The 24,175-nt window shown below is 36.3% G+C and carries 15 protein-coding genes and 1 tRNA gene; 5 read left to right on the top strand and 11 right to left on the bottom strand.

Translation table 11 applies throughout. The features are described from left to right. Positions 1 to 165 precede the first annotated feature (165 nt). Positions 166 to 3,438, bottom strand: a complete 3,273-nt coding sequence (locus BQ2683_RS06550; RefSeq protein WP_069988219.1) for a glycosyl hydrolase — start codon at positions 3,436 to 3,438, stop codon at positions 166 to 168. 202 nt (positions 3,439 to 3,640) lie between these two features. Between BQ2683_RS06550 and BQ2683_RS06545 the strand changes: the two genes are divergently transcribed. Further along, positions 3,641 to 4,672, top strand: a complete 1,032-nt coding sequence (locus BQ2683_RS06545) for an AraC family transcriptional regulator (protein WP_069988218.1) — start codon at positions 3,641 to 3,643, stop codon at positions 4,670 to 4,672. Between the two features lie 311 nt (positions 4,673 to 4,983). Here BQ2683_RS06545 and BQ2683_RS06540 read toward each other — a convergent pair whose 3' ends face one another. The 5 genes from BQ2683_RS06540 to BQ2683_RS06520 form a co-directional block, all read right to left on the bottom strand. After that, a complete protein-coding gene (locus BQ2683_RS06540; protein WP_069988217.1) occupies positions 4,984 to 8,901 on the bottom strand; it encodes a glycosyl hydrolase in 3,918 nt (1,305 codons plus the stop codon). 286 nt (positions 8,902 to 9,187) lie between these two features. Then, positions 9,188 to 10,261, bottom strand: coding sequence for an AraC family transcriptional regulator (locus BQ2683_RS06535; protein ID WP_069988216.1), 1,074 nt, complete (start codon positions 10,259 to 10,261; stop codon positions 9,188 to 9,190). 295 nt (positions 10,262 to 10,556) lie between these two features. After that, positions 10,557 to 10,633, bottom strand: a tRNA-Met gene (locus BQ2683_RS06530). Positions 10,634 to 10,772: 139 nt separating this feature from the next. Continuing rightward, entirely contained in the window at positions 10,773 to 11,075 is a 303-nt protein-coding gene (locus BQ2683_RS06525; RefSeq protein WP_069988215.1) for a hypothetical protein, read from the bottom strand. 116 nt (positions 11,076 to 11,191) lie between these two features. Beyond that, positions 11,192 to 11,911, bottom strand: a complete 720-nt coding sequence (locus BQ2683_RS06520; protein WP_069988214.1) for a 16S rRNA (uracil(1498)-N(3))-methyltransferase — start codon at positions 11,909 to 11,911, stop codon at positions 11,192 to 11,194. 145 nt (positions 11,912 to 12,056) lie between these two features. Here BQ2683_RS06520 and BQ2683_RS06515 point away from each other — a divergent pair, with 145 nt between their 5' ends. The 4 genes from BQ2683_RS06515 (at position 12,057) to galE (ending at position 15,502) form a co-directional block, all read left to right on the top strand. Next, positions 12,057 to 12,686 carry a potassium channel family protein gene (locus BQ2683_RS06515; RefSeq protein WP_069988213.1) on the top strand — a complete coding sequence of 210 codons (630 nt, stop codon included), beginning with the start codon at positions 12,057 to 12,059 and terminating at the stop codon, positions 12,684 to 12,686. Positions 12,687 to 12,698: 12 nt separating this feature from the next. After that, positions 12,699 to 13,358: an NAD-binding protein gene (locus BQ2683_RS06510; protein WP_069988212.1), complete on the top strand. Its 660-nt coding sequence runs from the start codon at positions 12,699 to 12,701 to the stop codon at positions 13,356 to 13,358. 64 nt (positions 13,359 to 13,422) lie between these two features. Next, on the top strand, positions 13,423 to 14,244 hold the full coding sequence (locus BQ2683_RS06505) for an alpha/beta hydrolase (protein WP_069988211.1): 822 nt from the start codon (positions 13,423 to 13,425) through the stop codon (positions 14,242 to 14,244). 244 nt (positions 14,245 to 14,488) lie between these two features. Further along, on the top strand, positions 14,489 to 15,502 hold the full coding sequence (gene galE, locus BQ2683_RS06500) for a UDP-glucose 4-epimerase GalE (RefSeq protein ID WP_069988210.1): 1,014 nt from the start codon (positions 14,489 to 14,491) through the stop codon (positions 15,500 to 15,502). 90 nt (positions 15,503 to 15,592) lie between these two features. Here galE and BQ2683_RS06495 read toward each other — a convergent pair whose 3' ends face one another. From BQ2683_RS06495 to BQ2683_RS06475, 5 genes are all read right to left on the bottom strand, one after another. Continuing rightward, complete coding sequence (locus BQ2683_RS06495) at positions 15,593 to 16,276, bottom strand: YfjL-like protein (RefSeq protein ID WP_069988209.1); 684 nt, start codon at positions 16,274 to 16,276, stop codon at positions 15,593 to 15,595. Further along, positions 16,273 to 16,809 (bottom strand): zf-HC2 domain-containing protein, encoded by a 537-nt coding sequence (locus BQ2683_RS06490; RefSeq protein ID WP_069988208.1) that lies wholly within the window; start codon positions 16,807 to 16,809, stop codon positions 16,273 to 16,275. The genes BQ2683_RS06495 and BQ2683_RS06490 overlap by 4 nt, the downstream gene beginning before the upstream one ends. Beyond that, positions 16,796 to 17,272 (bottom strand): RNA polymerase sigma factor, encoded by a 477-nt coding sequence (locus BQ2683_RS06485; RefSeq protein WP_069988207.1) that lies wholly within the window; start codon positions 17,270 to 17,272, stop codon positions 16,796 to 16,798. The genes BQ2683_RS06490 and BQ2683_RS06485 overlap by 14 nt, the downstream gene beginning before the upstream one ends. A gap of 354 nt (positions 17,273 to 17,626) precedes the next feature. Beyond that, the gene (locus BQ2683_RS06480) at positions 17,627 to 23,341 is read right to left on the bottom strand and encodes a family 78 glycoside hydrolase catalytic domain (RefSeq protein WP_069988206.1); all 5,715 of its coding nucleotides are present in this window, start codon (positions 23,339 to 23,341) and stop codon (positions 17,627 to 17,629) included. Between the two features lie 279 nt (positions 23,342 to 23,620). After that, entirely contained in the window at positions 23,621 to 24,163 is a 543-nt protein-coding gene (locus BQ2683_RS06475; protein ID WP_069988205.1) for a SpoIIIAH-like family protein, read from the bottom strand. Between the last annotated feature and the right edge of the window lie 12 nt (positions 24,164 to 24,175).

Here is a 24,175-nt window from a genome sequence, read left to right as displayed (position 1 = left end):
AATTCTAAAGCAGAATGCACTCTTCATCTGTAAAATTTTCTCATTTTTCCAAGACTTTTTTATTTACTCCTGGTTTTACCAGGAGTTTTGTTTCGCCTAAAGACATTAAACAAATAACAGAAGAACCAAAATTGGTTCTTCTGTTATTAATAGCTAACCATTCATCTATTTCTTCTTACGGAAGATCAACATTGTTGCACTTGCCATTGTCAATACAGTGATCCCTATTATTGGAGCAGCATCTCCTGTCTGAGGTGAATTTGTAGGTTCATTAGTAGAAGGAGATTCCGGATTATCAGAAGAAGGTTGGTCAGTAGATTGTCCTACTACTTTTGTGTATACCTTTAGAGTAGTATCTCCCACCATTCCATAAGAATCAATTTCTGGGGTTTGATGCCACATCGTCCAGTTTACATCATAACCTAAATCATACATTCTGTTCCTTAAACTGCTGGTTACCCGAACTTCAATTGTATTTTCGCCAGGTTGGGCAAATTCAGAAAGGTCGGCTGTGCAATTATCCATATTTCCGTTAACCTGTTTTCCATTTATGAAAATTGCGGCTGTACCACCACTAAAGGAATCCGCTTGGAACCGCAATGAATAAAGAGAATTATCCCAATTTTCTGGTAAGGTGAAAGTAGTAGTATAACTTCCAACGCCAGATACGGTTCCACCTACTTGTGGGATATCTTTCCATGGAATCAGATCTGTTTGTCCTACGTTGATATCAACCTTGTTGGTATCATAAGTTACTTCAGTTGTTGTATATCCAAAACCTCTGTCTTCAGTACGGGTTATTTTATCACCAGGCTGCCAATCCTGTACCAACAAATTCCAGTTATCTAATTGGATATCTTCTGGAACAGATACTTCTTCTGTATAGCTGGTTCCATCACTGTAATTCAATACAGCTTTGCCAGAATTTGCGACATACATGGTGGTGTTTCCATTTTCTACGGTTACTTTGTCCACGTTTTCAGAAGAAACAACTGTTTTTTCTCCTTGATCGTTTGGATCTAACACGAACACCATGATGTCACCTGGTGCTAGGTCTACATTTAAAATTGTCCTGCTGCCTTGATAGGAATATTCCGCTAATTCTGTAATTTCTCCTGTCCAAGTATTCAGAGCATATGGTTTATAAATACCATCCAAAGAAATCTGACCGATATCGTTTTGTTCCTCTTCATACATATAGTTGTAAACGTATAAATAGCTAGCATCCTCTGCTTGATGCAGTACACTAAGTAGAGAATCATTGGATTCTACATATTCAGCACGTGGACGGATGCCCAGTTGCATTAGAGCTTCATAGGTATCTTCGGCCTGATTGACAACAGCCACATTCTCCAATTGCTTGATTTGATCCATTAACTGGATTAGCTGCTCATCTTTTCCATCGTTGAATGGTGTTTGAATTGCCGCACTGGTATTAACTTTTATCATATTATTGCGGATTTCTTCCTGTGTTTCACCATCGACAATGACAACTGGTAGGCCATCTTTTGCCCATTGGTATAATACCTGAGCCGATTCATAAGGAAGCTCTTCCTGATAAACAATCAATCCTTGATAGCCTACACCATCTGCCTGGATTTGTCCGTTTGTACAGGTGATTTCGTTGTCTTGCAATAGCATTGGTGAAAAATAGTCATAAGTGTATCCCGCATCTTGCAACGTCATATCCTGCCAATAAAATGCCTTGTGATTGTGTAAATAATTTTCCTCAAATGGGCGCTGAAATTCGGAAGCGTTGTTAATATAGTAGTCATTCCTTAAAATTCCCAAATCCATTTTTACTGTACCTTGGCGCAACGCTGTTTGGATACGTGCTAAATGCTGATTGATTTCAGGATAATCCAGAGAGGCTGGTTGGCGTTTACTAAACCGCTCTGAGAAAAATGGCATCATACCTTCATACCCTGGCCAGGAACAATTTTGTTCTGGCCCGTAAGCGGAAGAATAGCCATGTAATACGGTCCTTTGGATACCAGCCGCAAATTGGGTATAGAAAATTTGGCGGTAGTATTCATGATTGCGGTAGTAGTTTTCTCCACCCAACGCACCAGTTTCGCTGGAATAAGTTTTTCCATATAAGTGGGCAGCCCCGCCTTGGGAGCGGTACATGTCTGGCTCTGTATTAAACTCCAAAGATTCTGTTTCCACATAGTCCAATGATTTTACTGGTTGAGAAATTTCGAAGAAATAGCCATAGGAATTTTCCGCACGTAAGGTCATCCCAAAACGATGCAGCCATTCTGTCAGTACATCCAAACATTCTTCCATATACAATTCAGTATTGGTTTGATACAAATCATTCCTCAATTTATTACATAAGTCTTCTTCCCCTTCTAATGTATAAGAGTATAAAGGTTCAGACATAAAAGTAACATTGGATTGTAGTGTGAAGATAGGTAGATATTTTCCAACATCATAACCCCTTCTAGAAGAAAATTCTTTTTCATAATCATCACACCACAGGTTTCCGGTAGAATTTGTACCGCGGGTACTCAATTCCAAAGAATCCATATAAAGGGATATATCCCCGTTTTCCTGGATCATCTGTTGTAAATCTGGAGTGAGGACGTTTTCATTCCAATATTCAATTAAAGCATCGGCGCCTTCTCTAGAAAAATAGTTAATGGTGTATGCTTCTCCAGTGGAAGCTGGCTTATAGGTTTCACTGGTGCCATACTGCCAAAAGGAAAATAAAATATAATCTCCATCTATGGGGGCTGTATAATCTATTGTCCATGTTCCATCTAGCTGTTGTACAGCAGTATCTGTGATATCAGTTAGAGAATCCGGATCCAGGCGGATGGTTTTCCCATCTTCTGATACAGAAGTTTTCTTTGCTGTTACTACTTCGACTAAACGCATCTTGGTAGCGTTTACGGTTAATTCCGGTGTGGGAAGGACGCCACTAAATTGCTGACCAGCAGTTAAATTAACAGTACGGTAACCTAATTCCTGGGATGCTGCTGGATCATCCGGTGTAATCGTAGTTAAATTGGCTGTTGACCAATGGGTTCCGCTGGTAAAGCTAACTCCCATACCCAGTTTGGTACATTCCTCTACAATTAAGTGGGAGTCATGTACCCATTCTTCCGAACCCCAGGCATATGTGGCATTATCCAAATACGCGGATTCATCTAAGGTAACAAACTCAATGGCTCCATACCCATCCTGATATAATTCCTGGATGGATTCTTTTAGTGTTTCATCCGTGTGGGAACCTTCTGCTAACCACCAGCGTATTTCTGGGCGGTATTCCATCACTGGATTTTGAAAAAGCCCATTCATTTTTTCTACGAAAGAATTTGGATGTGGCTCTGTGGACATAGCACCTACTGAAGTAATACAGGTAGCAGCTGCCAAAGAAAGACACATCAAAAGTGACAACACTTTTTTTGCTCGAAACTTTCTTCCTTTCATGTGATTTTCCTCCTAAAAATAACTTAAAATAATTGTATGTATAACTTTCGTCATCATTATATCATGCTAAAAAATTCAAAAACAGATAATAATCCTCTCTAAAACTGGTGTTTTAACAGGATATTTAACATAAAAATTGAGATATATAGATATTTTATGATATTTATGTTATTCTAAAATAAGAAAAAGGAGGAGAAAAAATATGGACGAAATTAATCAAGCACTTACTTCTTGCGATTTATTAACAGGATATCTTGATCCAATTATCCAAAAATTAATCCATAATTTACCAAATATACTTTCCTCTATGTCGACACAACATTCTGAGAAAAAGGAGACATCTTCTTATGTTCAGCTCTTAGGGGAATATGTAATGAAGCCTAATGAAAATATCTCTGTATTTCTTCATTGGCCGGATACAAAATATGCACCTATATCGCAACGAAAGGTACAGCATTTCCATTATCATGATTTTTATGAGATCAACTATCTTTACCGAGGTGGTGTAAAAAATATTTTGCAGGATACTACGATACAACAAGGCTGTAACCAAATCCTTCTGATGAATCCTTATGCCTATCATGATCCCAAAATTTCTGACCCCGATACACTGCTGTTTAATATTTTAATCCGAAAAGAGTTTTCCGCGGAAATTTTAAGTGGGTATTCTCCTGGAAATTCAAATCTTATCAATTTATTTTTGGATAATAGCCTTGGTATGGGGCCATTAAACCCCTACTTACTGTTTGACAATACACCACAAATTAATTTTATTTTACAACAAATGATATTAGAGTATTACCAAGGACAGCAGTATTCCCAACAGGTTTTATATGCAAAATTAATTGAGCTATGGTCATTATTCGCACGGCAGCAAACAGAAAAATTCGCACAGAATGAACATAACATACCAGAAGATGTCACAAAAATTTTGTCCTATCTATGTACTCATTATGCTACTACTAACTTATCAGAAACCGCAAAACAGTTTGGCTATTCCTCCAACTATTTATCCCAATATCTCCAACGGTATACAGGTTATTGCTATAGCGATTTGATTTACAATTTAAAAATGCAGAATGCAACCAGTTATTTAATTCATTCCAATTTTTCTTTGGAGGAGATATCAGAACGGCTTGGATATAGTGATGTAAATTATTTCCGAAAAATTTTTAAAAAGAAGTTTGGAATTTCTCCACGGGCGTATCGGAACCAGCATAAATCAAATGCTTGAAAATACCCACTATAGCCAAATCTAGCAGTTCGATTGGTGGCTTACACAGCCCTCGACTTTTATGCACATACTGAATTATATTATTATATTACACGCACTGCCACCCGTAAGCGAATAAAATTAGTATTATTTTATTTCGCTATTTTTCTGCACAGCCTTTTCTTTTTTAACTCATATAAAACTCACTGATATAATTGTCACACGATTCTTTTTCTTCCTCGGTAAAACTAGAGGATTTTTCATGCCAAAATGTACCATTAAAATAACCCCAACTTCAATAGTTGGGGTTATTTTTTATAAAGGAAAAATCACTATTTTCTTTTATAAGTGAGTAATAATGCTGCACCTGCTAATGCCAATGCCATTACTCCTGCGATTGGAGTAAAGTCACCGGTTCTTGCTGCGTTCGCTTTAGTTGTAGTGATTTCCTGTCCTGCTTGTGTACCATCCGCGTTGTTATCTGCTGGTGTTTCGGTAGTTGGCCTTTCTACTGCTACTAACCCTTTCATTGCTTCTTGTACACTTGATACTGCTGCATCTACTTGTTCTTGAGTAGCGTTTTCATCCGCTATTACTTCTTTTGCTTTTTCTACTACTGATTGTAATACCGCATAACTTTCTTCTGTATATGCATTTGCGTCCACTTTTTCTGCTTCTTGTACTACTTCTTCTAAAATGGATTTGTCTGCTTTAAACCTTAGGTTCAGCATTGCATTTAACAGGTTATCTGCTACTTCGTTGATTTCCACCTGCATAGCGTCTCCATCTTGATAGATTTTTTGTGCTGCTTCCAATGCTGCAGTAAATTCCGCTTGACCGGCTTCTATATATTTGCTCAGATCGATTTCTTCCGCCGCTGCGATTAAGCTTGCTAACTCTGTTTTATCACCAGCTACAAAACCTAATTTGTGAATTTCATTCAGCAATATTTTCCATGCTTCATCAATTACTTCTTGACTTGCATTTTTATCTGCTGCTACTGTTTTAGCGTTTTCTAGTGCTTCATCAAAAGATTTTTGCACCGATTCAATAGCATCATCATATTCCCCGCTTTCTTTTGCAGCATCTGCATATGCAATGACAGAGTTTAAGATCGATTTATTTGTTTCCACTGTATTTACTTCTGTTTGGATATATGGTGTCAAGGTAACTTCTCCAATAATGCCAAATGCATAAGTTTGACTATCCGTTGTACCAAACTTATAGTTTGCCAAACTGGAGTTTACTTCTACTTTAATGGTGTTGGTTCCAGATACTAGATATGGACCTATATCTGCCTGGTTGGAAAATTGATTAATCCACACTTTTGCACCATTTACATAAAGTTTCATTCCATCAGAAACCTGAGTAAACTTTAGGATGGCACCCTGACCTTCTTTCCAGCCTTTTTCCAGTTCAAATGAAGTATTGTATTCCCCTATTCCTCCAGAACGTGCTAAATCTTCTGAAATTTCGTACCAAGGTACTAACTCTGTTAATGTATATGGACCTTTATCAATAATTTGGGTTTTTAAATAATCGCCTGGTTCTACCCAATCTTCTTCCTCTAATAGTGGAGCCCATTCGTGGAGAGTCATTTCCCAATGATTTAAGTTGATTGGATTTTCTGCCGCATCCACTATAACATTTATTGCGTTACCATCCGATAGTGTTACTGTATAATTTCCTGCCAATGTTGTATGCATCACAAGATTTCCATCCTGGTCATAACTTAGGCTATCCGCATCTGTTTGGATAGCAGATTGTTCTGGCTGTTTGCTACTCCAACCTGGTTTTGCAATGGCAATAAACTTAGTATCTCCAGGTTCCAGCTCTATTTCCATAGTTACTTGATCATCTTGTTTTGTATATTCCGCTATTGGTGTGATTTCTCCACTCCATGGATCAAGCAAATAAGGGAAGCCTTCTCCTTGAAATGTTATGGTCTGTTGTGTTGCTTCTGTTAAACTATTGTTATAAATATAATACAGTTCTGCTTCTTCTGTAGTTCGATGGTAGAATAAATTGCTAGATGGTTCTTCTGGAGCTGCATCAGGAAGAATATTAAAATCTTCCAATGCTGATATTAGCTCTGTACGGTCGGATACCGTTTTTACATTGGGCATAGTTTGCAATGTTTCAATGATTGCCTGTAACTCTTGATTCGCGGATTCCAATGCATCAATGGCTCCAACCTCTTCATCAGAACCTGGATAAGAATCCGTTCTAGTTGGCGCTTTCCCTACAATAAAAATAGGTAAACCTGATTTTGCATATTCTAAAATTTGTCTTGCGGTATCCAAAGGCATGTCAGAGGCCTGTTTTTCACCACTTATCTGATTCATCCTTTGGTCTAACACCAAAGCTTTATAGGATGGTCCTTCCGAAGAAGTATCCAAAGTACCATCATCATTTAAACTATATGGAGCCAAAACAGTTTGCCCTTCGTTTATTCCAACAGTGGCATTTGGAAGTTCCAACAAAGCAGGGGTGATATAATCATAAGAATATCCTGCATATTCTAAATCTGTAACCTCTGGCTCAACACCAGTATAATTATCCCGATAGTATAACCTGTACATAGCCAAGTCAATATCCCCTTGCCCTTGCTGTAATACCATTTGGGCACGTGACATATAATCTGTCATTTCTTTAACAACTTCCCATAATGGTGTTTTATCATCCCATTCATTGGAATATCCCATACCACACATGGTTCCATAACCTGGCCATGATTTTTTTTCTGGGTAATATAGTCCATCAAGATCATAAACTTTACCAGAAAAACCATGTAATATGTTCTTATTTACCCCTGTTACAAATAATCTGTTTATATAGTGGAATAAACCTGGATCGTTTTGGGTATAGGGATCATTATTATTTTTTTGATCAGAACCAGTCCATGTCTGCCTCCATGAAGTAGTGTTTGTTTCAGCAGATTCAGACGAATAGATCTGATCTCCTTTCATATGTGCTACACCACTTTGTAAGCGGTAAGCATCAATTGTATCTTTATGTCCCCAAGCTTCTGTTTCAGTAATATCAGATGCCAAAGAACTTTCTGTAATTTCAAACTGTGCATTATATGAGCCCTGATAGCGTAAGGTCATATTATGGGAATGAGCCCAATCTCGAAAGACAGATACATGATTTTCTGTATATAACTCTGTCATAGTTTTGTAAACATCTAGTCGGATTTGATAACCAACCCCTTCAAATTCATAATTTGAAGTTTCGTCAATATCAGCAGCCCCACGCCAATAACTAGGCATAGAAATAGTAGGCAAATATGGAGTTAAATCATATCCTCTACGTTCTTTAAATTCAGAAAGCATGTCTGTTGTCCACAACAGATTATCGCCTAATTCTAAAGAATCGCCAAAGATACTACCACCATTTTCTTCATACATATTTGTTAGTTCTGGGTCATCGTTCATAGCATCTTCCCAATTTTTAATGACTGCTTTTGTTGCTTCTATATCCATATGATTAATTACAACTTCTTCAAATCCAGAGCCAACAGTTTTACCTGTTGATTGTTGGTACATATAGAATATGCTCCAATTTCCCTCTGTTGGAGCTGTCCATTTTACTGCTCCAGTTTCAGTATCTACGATAGCACCACTAGAAATATCCATTAAATTAACTGCAGAAGCAGGGTCATAATTTCCAGTATCTAGTTTTTTTGCTGCTGTTATAGCTGTCAATTTAAATGTACGGTTTTGATCAAATCCTTCATCTGGAAATTGAAATTGATTGGATTGATAAACCATATTGGATGAATTTATATTAAAATCCACATCTTTAAAGTACAGTGCCTGTTCTGCTCTTTCATCATTGATATCTATAATATCTGGTGTTGCAATTGGCCAAAGTTGCCCAAGAGTGAAATCAACTTGAATGCCACAATCTTTTGCTTCTTCTAATATCCATTTTATATACTCGTTCCATTCTGGTGTATTAATTTTTACTTTAGGATCCAGAGAAACCAATTCAACTCCGCCAATACCACTATCTGCCATAAGGCGAACCAAACGACGGACTTCTTCTTCTGGCATTCTGCCTGGATTAATCCACCAACGACTATACGCTTTGGCATCGTTGTCTGGATTTTTAAATTCTTGTTCAAATTGGGTAAGATTTTGTTCTGGATTATTTTCTATTGCCAAAACAGTTGTGCTAGATAACATTGTTGTAGCACATATGGCGCCTGCCAACAATAAAGATAATATCCTTTTTTTCATACTCATGTTTCTTCCTCCTAAATGGTTTAAATTAAAATTGTTGATAAAATGGTTCTGTTCTAGTTATAAAAACAAAACACCCAAAGCTATAAGGAATATCTTATAGCTTTGGGTGTATGGATTCTTGATTAAAATAAAAAACGCCAGTTTTCATAACATCACAGAATCGTCCCATTGTACTATAAATACAATAGGAATATTTTCTTGACCTCCTTTCAGAGATCAATACAATTACTGGCATATTTATTATAATCTTTTTTTATTCAAATTGTAATACCTTTATTCCACAAACTTAACCATCTATTTTTGTGCTTTTTGACATTTTATTTTGATACCGTTTCCGGTATTCTACTGGAGATATTCTATATTTTTGCTTAAAAGCCCGTTCAAAACTGGAGCGCTCTGAATACCCCACAATTTCCGCTATCTCCTGTATAGTCTTTATACTATCCTGTAAATAGCTGCATGCCTGATGGAAACGGAAATGCTGTACTATTTCTTTAAAAGATGTGTTACTATACCTTTGGAAATACCGTGCCATAGAACGAGTTGTATAACCAAAATGTGCAGACAATTCTTCTAATGTAATACTCTCATAATGCTCATTAATATAGGAAATCACATCAGAAAGTTTTAGCCTATTTGAATCTGTATCTCCTAGCATATCAAAATGGCTCCGATATTGTTTTGTCATTTCTCCTAGAAGTAGGACCAATAATGCTTTCATCATACTGTGGCTCATAGGTTCATCACGATAAAAAACTTCTATCATGGACTGAATAATTTTTTCACAATGATAATTTGGATCAGGATGTAATACAATTTGACCTGCACGGTTGTTGATGGTATAAATCGACTGAATAAAAAAGTCAGTAATCATATCATTTTCCGCAAGCATATCCAAAAAGGAACGTTGAAATAGATCTTGTCGTATTAATATATTAAATACAGTGTCTTCTGGCTGAAATCTTTGTAACCTGTGGATTGCCTGTAGATTATAAAGACAAATATCCCCTGAATATAACATTTGTTCTTTTCCGGATATTAAACTCATACATTTTCCAGAATATACATATACAATTTCAAAAAAATCGTGGTTATGGAGCTTTGTTCCAAATTTTTGTTTATCTTTTAATTTTGATGATAAATAATAGTCAGTAGAAATATCAATCTCTATATTTGGTGGAACATTCCCTGTTTTCCAATGAAAAGTATAGTATTGTTGTTTTGTAACAGGATCAATGTTAATTGAAAGCATTTCTGGAGAGGGAACATAATTTTTCCGATGAATTTTATGTGTAATAATCTCTCTATTCTCCATTTTTAAAATAGAGGAAAGGTATTCATTTGGACGATGGATTTCCACTGTATCCCTCCTAACAAACTTTTGATAAATTTATTATATATAGGATCATAATTTTTATCAACCCAATGTCTTTTTTTGTCGCATGTTTTAATTTAATCTGTCTTTCTGTGCAATATCCATTTTACTAAAATACCAGTATAATAAATGTATGAAATTAAGAAGATCGATGCAATGCTGGCGCTTGTTCGATAACACCTAATTTATTCTTTTGGTATCCCTATCCATATGGACAGGGATACTTTTTTGTTACACAAAAAAAGCTACATTTCAATTTCTTGAAATGTAGCTTTTAATTTGGTTGCGGGAGCAGGATTTGAACCTACGACCTTCGGGTTATGAGCCCGACGAGCTACCGAACTGCTCCATCCCGCGATATATAAAAGCACTTTAAAACTTCTTTCTGAATCAGAGTGCTTTTATATTATACTATACTTTCTCAAAAAAAGCAAGCATTTTTTTGAGAAAATAAAAAATTTTTTAATAAAAAAATTTTCAACCTGTTTTATGGTGATTATTCTTTCTCTTCTTCAGGCTCTGTTAAAGATTCTACATCAAAACCATCTGTTATAGTAGCATCTTCTTCTGGTTCTTCTGTAGATTGTTCATTTTCAGTTTCATCTTGGTTTTCTGATGTTTCTGCTAAATCCGCTTCATCTCCACCAGTGTAGTCTTCATCGCCTAAATAATTTTCATCGTAATCTAAATCTTCACTAATTTTTTTACTGCCACGTTTCACAAATTTTGCAATTGCCCAAGCACCAGCTGCCAATGCAGCAAATACAGCAACGATTGAAACAATAATCTTTTTTTTCATCTAAATCGTCCTCCTTTATATCCATTATATCAGGAATCAACTTATTTTCTTACGATTTTATAATTCTATTATATACGCAATTAAACAGAATTACAACAACATAAATGTTACAAATGTTAAATATTTTCGGTTTGGTACATAATAATAGATAATGCACATAATGGAGCTGTCTCACAACGTAAAATTCGTTTTCCCATAGATCCTATCTGAATCCCTTTTTGTTTTGCCAATTCTACTTCAGATGGTTCAAATCCACCTTCGCTTCCAATCCAAACAGAGATTTTTTTCATAGAATTTGAAATAATTTCTGGCAATCGTTTTCCTCCACATTCGTAGAATAAAATCCCTTGCTCTTTTGCTGAAAATCCATCTATTGATTGCTGAAATGTCATCAAATCTTTTACCTGTGGGATAATCCCTCTCCCGCTTTGTTTTGCTGCTTCCAAGGCAATCTTATTGTACCGAATACATTTTTTTGCCATTGACTTTTGATCCGGTCTCGATATACATCGAGATGTTAGTACCGGAACAATCTCTGTTACTCCAAGTTCCACTGATTTTTGAATAATTTGCTCAAATTTATCTCCCTTTGGCAAAGCTTGATATAATGTTACCTGAATATCTGGTTCTGTTTGGCTTGGCTGTTTCTCTACAATAGAAACTACTACTTCTTCCCCAACCGATTCTATTTTACAATGGTAGTCAAACCCCTTTGTATCACAAAGGGTTATCATCTCGCCTGGCTGCATACGCAAAGAACGAGAAATATGGTGGGCACTTTCTCCAGTAATGGTTGTAAACTGGTCATTTAATTCTGGAATAAAAAATCTGGGCACCGTTATCCCTCCTCTTCATTTACTTTTATTATAACATACACAAAAACAAAATCAATAATAGAATGATTTCTCACTCTTTTGTTATTGACAAATAGTTGGCAACATATTACTATTAAATTATATACCTTTTGGAAAGGATCTTTTTATGAATATTCTAATTATCGGTTGTGGTAGGTTAGGCAGTCGGCTTGCCAGCGTACTAGATGCGGAAGGTCATTATATTGCTATTATCGACAATGACAAAGACCGTTTTGACATGTTGGATGATGAGTTTACTGGCCTTACAGTAGAAGGAACACCAATTGATATTGATGTAATGAAATCTGCTGGGATTGAGGGCTGCGACTATGTAGTATGTGTGACAGAACAAGATAATACGAATATCATGGCCGCACAAATCGCTCATGAAATATTTAAATTAGATAATATTATCTGCCGTGTATTAGACCCTGTAAAAGCACATGCGTTTGAAAGTTTAGGAATCCCTACAATTTGCCCTACTTCATTGGCATTTGAATCCATTTGTTCAGGGCTATTTGGTAACAAATCAAATAGTAAGCTCGTCCATTATGGAGGTACTTCCATTGAATTCAACACGATTCCTTATCAAAGGCATATGAAGGGAAAATTGCTATCAGAACTCAACAAAAAATCAGAAGAGCATCGCTTATTTGCGGTGATTGATAGCCATAATATTATTACACTTTATTCCCCATCAGCAGACCGGGTTGTAACAGAAACTGACCGCCTGATTTTTGCTCATGTAGTACTGTAGGAGGATACCATCATGAATATTTTAATTATAGGTGGAGGTAATGTTGGATATTATTTAGCCAAATCCTTATTACATGCAGGTACACATGAAATTAAAATTATTGAAAAAGAGAGATGTAAATGCGCCTATGTAGCTGATCGTCTTGATATTTCTGTTTTTCGAGGAGATGGGACAGACATCCGTACTTTAAAAAAAGCAGAAGCACATAAGGCGGATATTATGGTAGCAATTACAGGGAGAGATGAAGATAATTTTATTGCCGCACAACTGGCTCGTAATTACTTTCATGTAAAAACAACCATTGTAAAAGCAAATAATCCTAAAAATATTGATATTATGAAAACGATTGGGGCTGACATCGTAGTATCTAGTATTAATATTATTACAAATTTGATTGAACGGGAAGTAGACGCTGTAAGTATGCGGTTTATTACCCGTATGAACATGGGCAATTCTTCTATTTGTGAATTTATTGTAAAAGATACCGATTCAATCAACGGACAACCACTTAGTGAGATCCATTTCCCACCAAATACATTGGTAATAACGATCCTACGTAAAGGAAAAAGTATTATTCCTCAAGGGGATACATTGCTCATTGAAGGGGATGATGTCATGATTATGACGGATGATAAAAACAAAAAAGAACTGCAACGTATGTTCAGCAAATAAAAATTCAGCCAAAGCCGTTTTGATAAAATTGCTTTGGCTGAAATTATAAATAAGGAGACAAAACATGATTTATCAGGAATATTTTATCAACACCAACTGCCCAGTAATTGGACTGGAACAGCCAGTTTTACAAGCTTATTTATTAAATCCTCCAATCGCACAAGGAAAATTAAGGCCGGCCGTGATTATCTGTCCTGGTGGTGGATATAGCAGACGTTCGGTACGAGAAGGGGAACCTGTTGCAATGCGTTTTTTATCACAAGGAATTAACGCATTTGTATTACAATATAGCATTGTTCCCAACCGTTTTCCAACTGCATTAACCCAGTTAGCGGAATCCATACGTTTTATCCGTTCCCATGCGGAAGAATGGTCGATTGACACCAATCAGATTTTTCTAAATGGTTTTTCTGCTGGAGGGCATTTAGCAGCTTGTCTGGGAACTATGTGGAACCAGGACTGGCTACAGAAAATAATGGGTTCTTCTCCATCAGAATATCAGCCAAATGGAATGATCTTATGCTACCCTGTTATTACAACTGGACCCTTTACCCATCAGGAATCTTGCGAACATCTTATGGGAAGCCAGCCAGATGAAACATTATTGCAGCATCTTTCTTTGGAAAATCAGGTTTCTTCCAATACACCTCCTACCTTTTTGTGGCATACCCAACAAGATACCAGTGTCCCAGTAGAAAACTCACTGCTGTTCAGTATCGCTTTGCGCCAGCATAAAATTCCATTTGAACTACATATCTATGAACGTGGTATCCATGGTTTGGCTTTAGCGGATGAGGTTACAATGAGGACACCAGAGCAATGGGAACCAAACTGCCAGGATTGGATTGATAAAGCTATTAGCTGGTTAAAACGTCAGATTATTTGATTGATGTTGAGAGTATCTTTTTTATTTATTTAATAGATCGTTCCCTTTCATTACGAATTATTATATTATAGTTCAAAAAACACTAAACGCTATATAATATTTTTATATTATAAATGATATATCAACCTGTTTTATAGACGATATTCCAATACACCACAATAAAAATTGGATTTAGTGGAATAGTAATAGATAGCTAAAAATGAGGTTTATAAAACATGAATAACAGATAATAGGAGTAACGATTATGTCAACAATTTTAGTAACAGGTGCAACCGGATTTATTGGAAGCCATACCTGTGTTGAATTAATCCAGTCCGGATACCATGTAGTTGGAACAGATAACTTTTGTAATTCAAAACCAGCTGTTTTAGACCGAATTCAAACGATTACTGAAAAGAAGATGGATTTTATAAAAGCTGACTTATGCCATCCAGAAGAATTAGACCAGATCTTCCAGCAATACCAAATTGATGCAGTAATCCATTTTGCCGGCTTAAAAGCAGTTGGTGAATCGGTAGAAAAACCATTGGAATATTATTCAAATAATATTACTGGTACTTTATACCTTTTGGAATGTATGCGAAAATACCACTGTTACCGTATTGTATTTTCTTCTTCCGCGACTGTATATGGTATGAACAACCCCGTTCCATATCAGGAAAATATGCCAACTTCTGCAACAAATCCATATGGGTACACGAAAGTGATGATTGAACAAATATTACGTGATCTTTGTGTATCCGATCCAAAATGGAGCATAGTTCTATTGCGTTACTTTAATCCGATTGGGGCACATCATAGCGGTTTGCTTGGTGAAGACCCAAATGGTATTCCAAACAACCTAATGCCATATATTTGTCAGGTTGCAATTGGAAAACTAGAATATTTAAGAGTTTTTGGCGATGATTACGATACTCCAGATGGCACTGGTGTACGGGACTATATTCATGTAGTGGATTTGGCGAAAGGACATTTAGATGCTGTAAAATATGCACTAGAACATAATGGAGCTCAAGAAATTAACTTAGGAACAGGAAAAGGTACCAGTGTATTAGAACTTTTCCGCTCATTTGAGAAAGCCTGTGGAAAAAAACTGCCTTACCAAATTATCGAACGGCGGGCAGGAGATATTGCTACCTGTTATGCAGATACTTCTAAAGCCAAAGAGTTGTTGGGATGGTCAGCCAAAAAAACAATTGAAGATATGTGCCAGGATAGTTGGAATTTTATCTGTAAAAATCCAAATGGAATTGAATAAATAATTGGTTGAGAATGCCTCCCATAATATATGGGAGGTATTTTTTCATCTGCTTCTTCAGCCATCAGAAGCAGAACATAACAGTTGCGTTTATTTTTTGATTGTGACAATTTTGGTATGGGATACCATTTCTTCTTCCGTTGCTTCAAAACTAGTTAATTCCGTCTGGTAACAACTGTTTCCATCTTCAGGAAGATAAGAATACAGTTTCGCATTTTCTATTGGTATCCCTAAAATCTGAAGTTTTTGTATCAGAGGAATTGCAGTTGCGATATAATCTTCTTTGGAAGAAAATTCTTGATTCAATTCTATTTGAATGGTAACAGGTATATTTGGGTCATAGGAAGAGTCCAACTGATATTGGAAGGGAGGTAGTTCTAATAACGTATTTATGGTAATATCTTCCTGTGTTAATTGCATTTGTGTATTGAGGAAAGTATAAATCATACTAGAAACCTCTTCTTCCATACGGGATTGAATATCAAACTGATAATAGTCTCCAATCTCTCCAGTTGGATAATATACAATACTGGAATGGTTCCTGGAATCGTCCGCTTCTGTAACAGATGCATAAAAAGTATTGGTCTTTGATGTATAAGATAATTCCCCCATCACAATTTCTTTTCGGTAATGTTTTTCAATATAAGTTTGAATTTCTCTTTTTGCTTGAAAATATCGGATTGGATTTCCCTTAGCCATCAGATAACAACCGGTGGAACTGATGACCCATATAACAGAAATTACCAATAATACAATGCGTTTTGTTTTTTTCATTCTAATCCCTTCTTTCTCCACAACTCGATTTGTTTCGCCAGCATGATCCCGCTTCCTGTACAAAAAAAGAAAAATGGCAGCCCTATTAAGCCCAATATCAAGTGAGTTTGCACCATACTTACCATTAAAAACTCAAGAGCTCCAAAAATTAAAATTGCTTTGTAACGATGGAACAATAGTGTTAGTAAAAATGGTATAAGAATTAAGCAAGGAACAAATCCAATCCATCCTTGATAAAGCAAGGAAAGATAGTCTGCTACTAACATAGAAAGAATCACAGTAAAATACCAGGTACTATTTTGGGATTTTTGGATTTTCTTCAATAGAACTAACGCAGATTTTTCTTTGGAATTTGTATTGGAGAGCAAATCAGTCTGATGAAACAATTCCTGTTGGTTTTTCTCTTGAACCGCACGGCATTGAGGGCATCTTTGCAGATGCTCATCTATTTCTTTTTTGGTTTGTCCAGAAACCAAGCCTTCCTGATACAATGGAAGTAAATCTTGTATCATGTTACAATTAATCTGCTTCATTTTGCAATACCTCCATTAATTTTTGTTTCGTCCGAAAAAATGAAACCCTACAATAATTCTCTGTTTTACCAATGATGATAGAAATCTCAGCGAAAGTTAGTTCATTAAATAGCCGCAAAACCGCAATTTCCTTTTGTAATTCAGATAATTTCGATAATTCCTGAAGGATTATCCAACTAAGTTCATGCTCGGATGGATCAATATCTCCTGGTTCAACAGTAAGCTCATATATACCAAGTTCCATTGGATTTTTCCTTAAATAAGAAAAATATTCATGCCTTGCAATACCAATAAGCCAAGTTTTAATGGTAGACCTTCGTTGAAAAGAAGAAAGGGATTGCAGAGCGGATAAAAAAGTGGATTGAAGAATATCTTCTGTTTGATGCTGATTTTTTGTTAATGAAAAAATATAACGGTATAAATCATCATGATACAAATCATATAATTCTTTTATTTCTTCCACAATTTTTCCTCCCTTCTTCTCCAATCTATTATGTATCCATTGTTTTTATCGATAATTTTCTTTTTCCTATTATATAAGTGTTTTTAAATCAACATTTCGTTACAAAATACAACCATTATTTAAAAATTAACAACTTATAGCTTTCATTATATCAAATATCTGTTTTTAATTTTCGTATTACAGAAGCAAATTTTATAGTAATTTTTGTCCAAGGTTTTTTATTTATTCCTGGTAGAAAATTAGGGATTTATTCATATTTAAGTAACAAAATAAAACGGGAGACACAGTTGTGTCTCCCGTTTATTTAATTACTTCTCACTTAAAAAAGCAATTTAGCGTAATCAGTTATTAAATTTATTTACGTCTTTTTTTAGCAACAATAATACCAGTACCTGCTAACATTGTAGCTGCTAACGCAAATACAATGGAGCTATCACCAGTTCTAACTGGTTGATTTGTAGCAGTAGTGGTTGATCCTGTTTGAGTAGAAGAACCTGTGCTGTTATTTGCAGCAGAGTTATCTTTCACTTCTAGGTTATTAATTGCTTGAGTCAATTTTTCAACTTGAGCATCTACAGCTGGCTGATCATCCTTACTTAAGTTTTCATTGCTTAGCATTGCTTTGGATTCACCTAAAACTGCTTTCAATGCTGCAACGCTAGCATCTGTATATTGGCTTAAGTCCATACCTTCTACTTGTTGTACCAATCCTTCTAAGATAGAAGTATCAGCTTTAAATCTCAGCTGTAACATACCACCTAACAGTTCATCTACTGCTGCATTAACTTCTTCCTGAGTAGCGTCTACATTGTCATAAACACCTTGTGCTTTTTCCAAAATTGGTGCAAATACTTCCCATGTTGCTGGGGTGTAATTTTCCTCTTTGAATTCTGCACATTCATCTAACAATGCTTTTAACTGGCTCTTATCTGCTAGTTTTTCCAACGCATCAAATGCTGCTTTCAGGTCGTTATATGCTTTGTCAATTTCATTCTGCATTGCATCTCTATCTGCCAATACAGTTTCTGCATTCTTTAATGCTGTTTTGAAATTGTCTTTTGCTGCTCCATCTTTATATTGGCTCAGGTCAGTATCTTTTACTTCATCATACAGATTTTGCAGTGCTGTCTTATCCCCTGCCTGGAAGCCCAGTTTATGGATTTCATCCATTAAGGTCATCCATGCATTGGTTACTTCTTTGTCTGTCGCCGCTGGGTTATCATAAACAGTCTGTGCATCTGCTAATGCTTTGTCAAAGCTCTCTTTTACAGATGGAATAGCATTTGTATATTCCTCTGTATCTTTCAGTTCTGTTGCATTTGCAATTACTTTTTCCAGGATTGTTTTATCAACATCACCTGGTGTTGGTTCTTCTGTGGAAGAAGATTTAAAGTTAAAGGTACCGGAAACAACTTCAAATACAGCTTTACCATCTGTAGTTTCGATGTATTTGATGCCATCGGTTGCTTCATCCAAATCGGCAACATCTTTACCGTTTACTGTAACAGTCTGACCTTCTGTAGTTGGCAAGTATACAGTAGCGGTAGTATTTGCTGGTACTGTTGCAGTGTAGTTAAATTCGTCTTCAGACCAGTTCCATTCTGCACTGATTGTACCATATGTAGAATCATAAGAACCTTTTACAGATGTAATTCTCTGTTCATTTGCAGGAATTTCAGAATCTTCACGAGTATCTGGTTGTGGTTGTAAAATGATGTGTTTGAAGCCTGGATTATCAATGTCCGCTTCAATACCCAGCATATCACTATACATCCATTCTAATACCGCACCATAAGAATAATGGTTAAAGGAGTTCATACTAACATCGCCAAAACCGTTTTCTTTGGTATAAGAGTTCCATCTTTCCCAAATAGTTGTTGCACCCTGGTCTACAGAATAGAGCCAAGAAGGATCTTCTCTCTGTAACAACAGAGTATAAGCCATATTGGTTTCACCAACATCACTTAAAGTCTGGTTTAATGCACCAGTACCTACGAAACCAGTACCCAATTTATTGCCATTGTCTTTAATTTTCTGAACTAAAGTATCAACAGCAGCTTGTTTTTGTTCTTCTGTTTCAAACATGTCGGATTTCAAAGCCATCAGATAACATGTTTGAGTAGAGTTTTCAGTTTTTAATGTTCCATCAGCATTCAAGAATGTTGCCTGGAAGTAATCTTTAATTTCTTCATATCTTTGACGGTAAGAAGCAGCTTCATCTGTTTTGCCGATAGCATCACACATTTCTGCCATCATCAAAGTATCGTTTGCATAGTATGCACATGCGATTACATTTCTTACTGGACCTTCATTGGATTCATATGCCAACCAGTCACCATAACCTGTGCCAGCACCAATGTATCCTCTTGCTTCCAGCCACTGCATATATTCTGTCATAGAATCATACATTTTTTCAATCATCAAAGTATCGCCGTACATTTTGTACATAGTATAAGGTACAATAATACCAGCGTCGCCCCAAGCAGCGTTACCAGCGCCTACTGCTGCGGAACGTGGAATGGTATCTGTATAAGCGCCACCTTGTTGGCTATCCTGAGCATCATAAGCCCATTTATGGAAGAAACCTGCAACGTTTGCATTGTAAGAAGCTGCTCCAACAAAGATCTGAGTATCGCCGGACCAACCAAGTTTTTCATCACGTTGTGGACAGTCTGTTGGAACGCTGAGATAGTTACTTCTCTGTCCCCAAAGAACATTACTGATTAATTGGTTAACAGAAGCATCAGAAGTTTCCAAAGTACCTGTTTCAGGAATTGCAGAACCTACTACTTCTGCTACAAAGCTATTAATTGTAATATCTTGTGTTGCTGTAACGGATACATAGCGGAATCCGTAGAAAGTAAAGGTAGAACGGTAACTTTCATTTGCATCACCTTTTGCAATGTAAGTACCAGTTGCTTTTGCAGAACGGTAGTTTGCTGTATATAAACCGCCTTCTGGGCCATCATTACCTCTGGATTTTTCACCACTGTCATTCAGCATTTCAGCAAAATGCATCACAACTTCGGTTCCTTGAGGAGCTGTAATATTGATATTTGGCCAACCTACCATATTTTGACCTAAATCAAAAATAGCGGTCTGACCTTTTTTCAGTTCAATTTTATCATTTGCAGCGTAATCGTCTTTTACAACGTTAATTTTGCCATAATCACTGCCATTATCTACTGTACCTTCATAAACAGTTGTTTTTGCAGAGGTGCGTTCTAATTCTTTCCGAACCTGAATTGTTTGTCCGGTTTGAGCAGAAATAATACCTCTAAAGTCTGTGCTGTAGCTTGGTTTCTGCCAGGATTCGTCTTCTACATAATCGCTGGTGGAAATTTCAGCTGGACTTGGATAATTTGCGTCATAAGTTTCGCCATCCCAGATATCAGCTTCACGGATTACACCGTTTTTGCTTGTTTTCCAGGAACTATCTGTGTTAATTACTTCTTGGGAACCATCGCTATAAGTGATAATGGTTTTTGCCATAAACGCCATATCTTTATAGCCATAAGTACCATAGGAAACCCTACCAGTCCACCAGCCACTACCCATTGTTGCCAAAATAACATTGGAACCATGTTGTTTTACTAAATCAGTAATATCATGGCTATAGTACAGAATACGTTCATTGTAGTCGGTCCAGCCTGGTTTCATTTCATCATACATTTTTTCGCCGTCAGCATTGGTATAACCAACACGTTCGCCGTTTACATATAAATCATATACACCTAAAGAAGATGCATAAACTTTTGCGCTAACTACTTCTTTTTCAGCAGCAGTGTCAAAAGATTTACGGAACATTGGCATACCCAGTTTAGACAAATCTTTTGTCATCAGTACGCCAGCGTTTTCTGCTACAACAAATTGGCCATCTACAATCTGGCTGCTGCTAGCCTGTCCAGCAGAACCGCCAAATGGGTTAATGCCATCGTCGAAGTTATAATCGTATTTTACGGTTTCAGTTCCTTCGGCATCATAGGAAACCACTTTCAGGTTATCTGCTTTAAATGTTTCTCCTTTTGCACCGGATCTGAATCCAACACAACCGTCAACCATTGTACCTGGTTTTCCGGTTAAATCAAATGTATTTACTTTTACATCGTTAATGTAAGTAACTACTGCATCATTTGTAACATCCAATTTAACATGGATTTGTTTATTTTGAATTTCGGTTGCGAAATCAAAATATTGGCTGATATCTACTTCATAACCATTGTAGTTTGCTGTACCATTTGCCCAAATATGTGGACGCAGGTATAATTGACCATCATGGTCAACACCATTTAACTGCCACATATAGAAGTTATTACTATCAGTACCAGAAAATACCAAGCCAGCAGCATCACCAGTAATAGTTAAATCCGCTTCATAGGTAAAGTGAACTGGTTCAGCTGGTTCTGGTTCTACAGGTTCTGTCCCTGTCAATGTACCAGTTAAGAAAGCGTTGGTAGCACCAGCTACATTCAAGGTTCCATCTTTAACAGTACCATTATCAAAGATATTTTCTTCTGTGCTAAAGTCTGTCAAAACTTGAGGCTGTCCATCAATTTTTACACAAACATTATCATAGGTAACATCATCATCTGCATCACTTGTAAAACCGATTTTTCCGTCAAAAGAGAAATCTTCCAAGCGGTCATGGTATTTTGCTTCTACACCATCTACATAAATCCAAACCTGTTTACCATAGTTTGCAATAACAGTTACATGATGTTGTTTTCCAATAAAATCATCCTGAGCTACATTGGTAATTTTACCACCATCAAAACCATAAGCAGCAGCACTTCCATCTTTAAAGTTTTGTACAACTGCTGGTTCATTATTGTAATTAACACCATTTAAGGTTCCAGTGTAAGATGGATTTATTTGAGAATAATAATAAACGCTGCCTGCCGCATTAGAACCATACATAATGCCAGCTTTACCAGAATTAATGGTAAAATCTACATCAAAACGGTAATAGTTTTCTGTATCTTTTTCAAAGAAAACTTTGTCGGATTGCACATTGTCATCTTCACATTTAACGTGCAACTGACCGTCTACTACTTCACCACCGTCAAACTGTGTATCAGAAGCCAAACTAAAGTCTTGGTAAAACAAAATTGTTCCATCTTTAGCAGTTGCCTTTAAATCGTCAATCCAAGCTTCTTCCACAAAGCTCTGAGCAGGATTAGTAGCTTGACGGAAGCCCAATTTACCATAAGATAAATTAGCATCTCCGGTGTTCATTTTATTTACTTCTTGTCCATCTAAATAAGTAGTAACTGTTTTATTTTCAGTATCTACTACTAATTTAAAGTTGTAGGTTTGACCATTTACTAAATCCTGATCTAATTTGTAACCATTAAAATTGCCAACATTTTCAGGATTAAACAGTGCGCCGCCTCCATTCCAAACATGAGGTCTGATATAAGAGCCTTCCACACCGTTTTCCATATTATTATTCAACTGCCACATATAGAAATGTGTTTTGTCTGTTCCAGCAAACACAAATCCTACTGCGTCGTTGAATTTAAAGTTGGATTCAATGGTGTACACGCTTGTATCCGCAACTTGTTCTGGAGCGTCTGGATCAGGGTCGCCAGCTTTTGGCATACGGATCCAATGTACATCATCAAAAGCATTTTCTTCTAATAATCCCATTTCAAATGTTGCTGCGTCAGAAACAACAGATTTATCATCTTTGTCCCAAACAGTAACATGCCAATGGTAAGTAGAAGAAGATTGCAAAGCCTCACCAGCATAAGCGATATCAATCGAAACATCGCTTGAAACTTTGCCGGTGTCCCAAACAGTTTTTTCAGCTTTGTCGTTTACAGTATTCCATTTTTCAACAACAATCTGGTAAGCTGTTTGTTTTTGACCTACAACAGAGGACTGCATATTCCAAGAAAAATATGGGGTCTTGTTGTCGATACCAATTGGATTGGTAACGTTGTCTACCATCAGATTTTGTATTGTTGTATCTGGTTCTGCTGCGCTTACTGCCAAAGAAGGTACCATCATGGTTACCAGTAAAGCCAACGCAACAATCCATGCAACAACACGGTTTCTTTTTCTCATGGCCATTTCTCCTTATAAAAATAAATTTAGCAAATATCATGTGAACTATTACAAAAAGAAATAAATTCCTTTTCATAATCTTACACATAATGCTTCGCTATATACCATATTTTAGTCGTTAATATAATAAAAGTCAATTGTTAAAGTTGTTTTTCCACGATTAGTACAGATATAACAAAAAAATATTGGTTAAAACTAATAATAGATTATTTTATTTATATAAAATGTAAAAATAGCCTTAATCTTTCGATCAAATTTAAGAAAGATTAAGGCTATTTTTTATTGTACTGGTGTAACTGTAATATTGGAAACATCTACATTGGTCTCAGATAAAATAATATCTTTGATTTGCGCCGCTTGTTCCGCAGTCATATCGGTTATTTTTACTACTACATTCGCTTTTTCATTATCTACATAAGCGATGCAGTCTTCAAATCCCTTCGCTTTTACTAAATTTTCTATCGTAGTCTCACTTTCCATTAACTTCGCAATACTTAGTGCTTCATTAGTAGCAGTTGCTTTTTCCTCACTGGATAAATCATCTTTTTCCAATAATTTTTTTAAATTTTCGGAAGCTTCATCTCTGGTTTTTTGTTTTTCTAAGCGTGCCTTCTCAAAATAATTGCTATCTGATGTTTTGGCATCTACCAGTTCCGCTTCCCCATAATTTGTTTGTGAGGTATTTCCATTTAATACATCTGTTACGGTAAGCGATTGGTCGCTATTAGCAAACTGCCAGTTTAAATAGACCGCAATCCCTAATATTAAAACCAGCGATGCCAGAACAATCTGTTTTTTCCCAATAATTGCATGTAATTTCATGATTTTTCCCCC

Origin of the sequence: Massilioclostridium coli, from assembly GCF_900095865.1 — a bacterium.
Classification (GTDB): domain Bacteria; phylum Bacillota; class Clostridia; order Oscillospirales; family Ruminococcaceae; genus Massilioclostridium; species Massilioclostridium facile.
The sequence above is the reverse complement of the archived record's forward strand: the minus strand, read 5'-3'. Positions and strand labels throughout refer to the sequence as shown.

Bases quoted from the DNA above. Each gene is read 5' to 3' on its own strand.
- BQ2683_RS06550 (WP_069988219.1), bottom strand. From the start codon at position 3,438: ATGAAAGGAAGAAAGTTTCGAGCAAAAAAAGTGTTGTCACTTTTGATG.
- BQ2683_RS06545 (WP_069988218.1), top strand. From the start codon at position 3,641: ATGGACGAAATTAATCAAGCACTTACTTCTTGCGATTTATTAACAGGA.
- BQ2683_RS06540 (WP_069988217.1), bottom strand. From the start codon at position 8,901: ATGAGTATGAAAAAAAGGATATTATCTTTATTGTTGGCAGGCGCCATA.
- BQ2683_RS06525 (WP_069988215.1), bottom strand. From the start codon at position 11,075: ATGAAAAAAAAGATTATTGTTTCAATCGTTGCTGTATTTGCTGCATTG.
- BQ2683_RS06515 (WP_069988213.1), top strand. From the start codon at position 12,057: ATGAATATTCTAATTATCGGTTGTGGTAGGTTAGGCAGTCGGCTTGCC.
- BQ2683_RS06510 (WP_069988212.1), top strand. From the start codon at position 12,699: ATGAATATTTTAATTATAGGTGGAGGTAATGTTGGATATTATTTAGCC.
- BQ2683_RS06505 (WP_069988211.1), top strand. From the start codon at position 13,423: ATGATTTATCAGGAATATTTTATCAACACCAACTGCCCAGTAATTGGA.
- galE (WP_069988210.1), top strand. From the start codon at position 14,489: ATGTCAACAATTTTAGTAACAGGTGCAACCGGATTTATTGGAAGCCAT.
- BQ2683_RS06495 (WP_069988209.1), bottom strand. From the start codon at position 16,276: ATGAAAAAAACAAAACGCATTGTATTATTGGTAATTTCTGTTATATGG.
- BQ2683_RS06490 (WP_069988208.1), bottom strand. From the start codon at position 16,809: ATGAAGCAGATTAATTGTAACATGATACAAGATTTACTTCCATTGTAT.
- BQ2683_RS06480 (WP_069988206.1), bottom strand. From the start codon at position 23,341: ATGAGAAAAAGAAACCGTGTTGTTGCATGGATTGTTGCGTTGGCTTTA.
- BQ2683_RS06475 (WP_069988205.1), bottom strand. From the start codon at position 24,163: ATGAAATTACATGCAATTATTGGGAAAAAACAGATTGTTCTGGCATCG.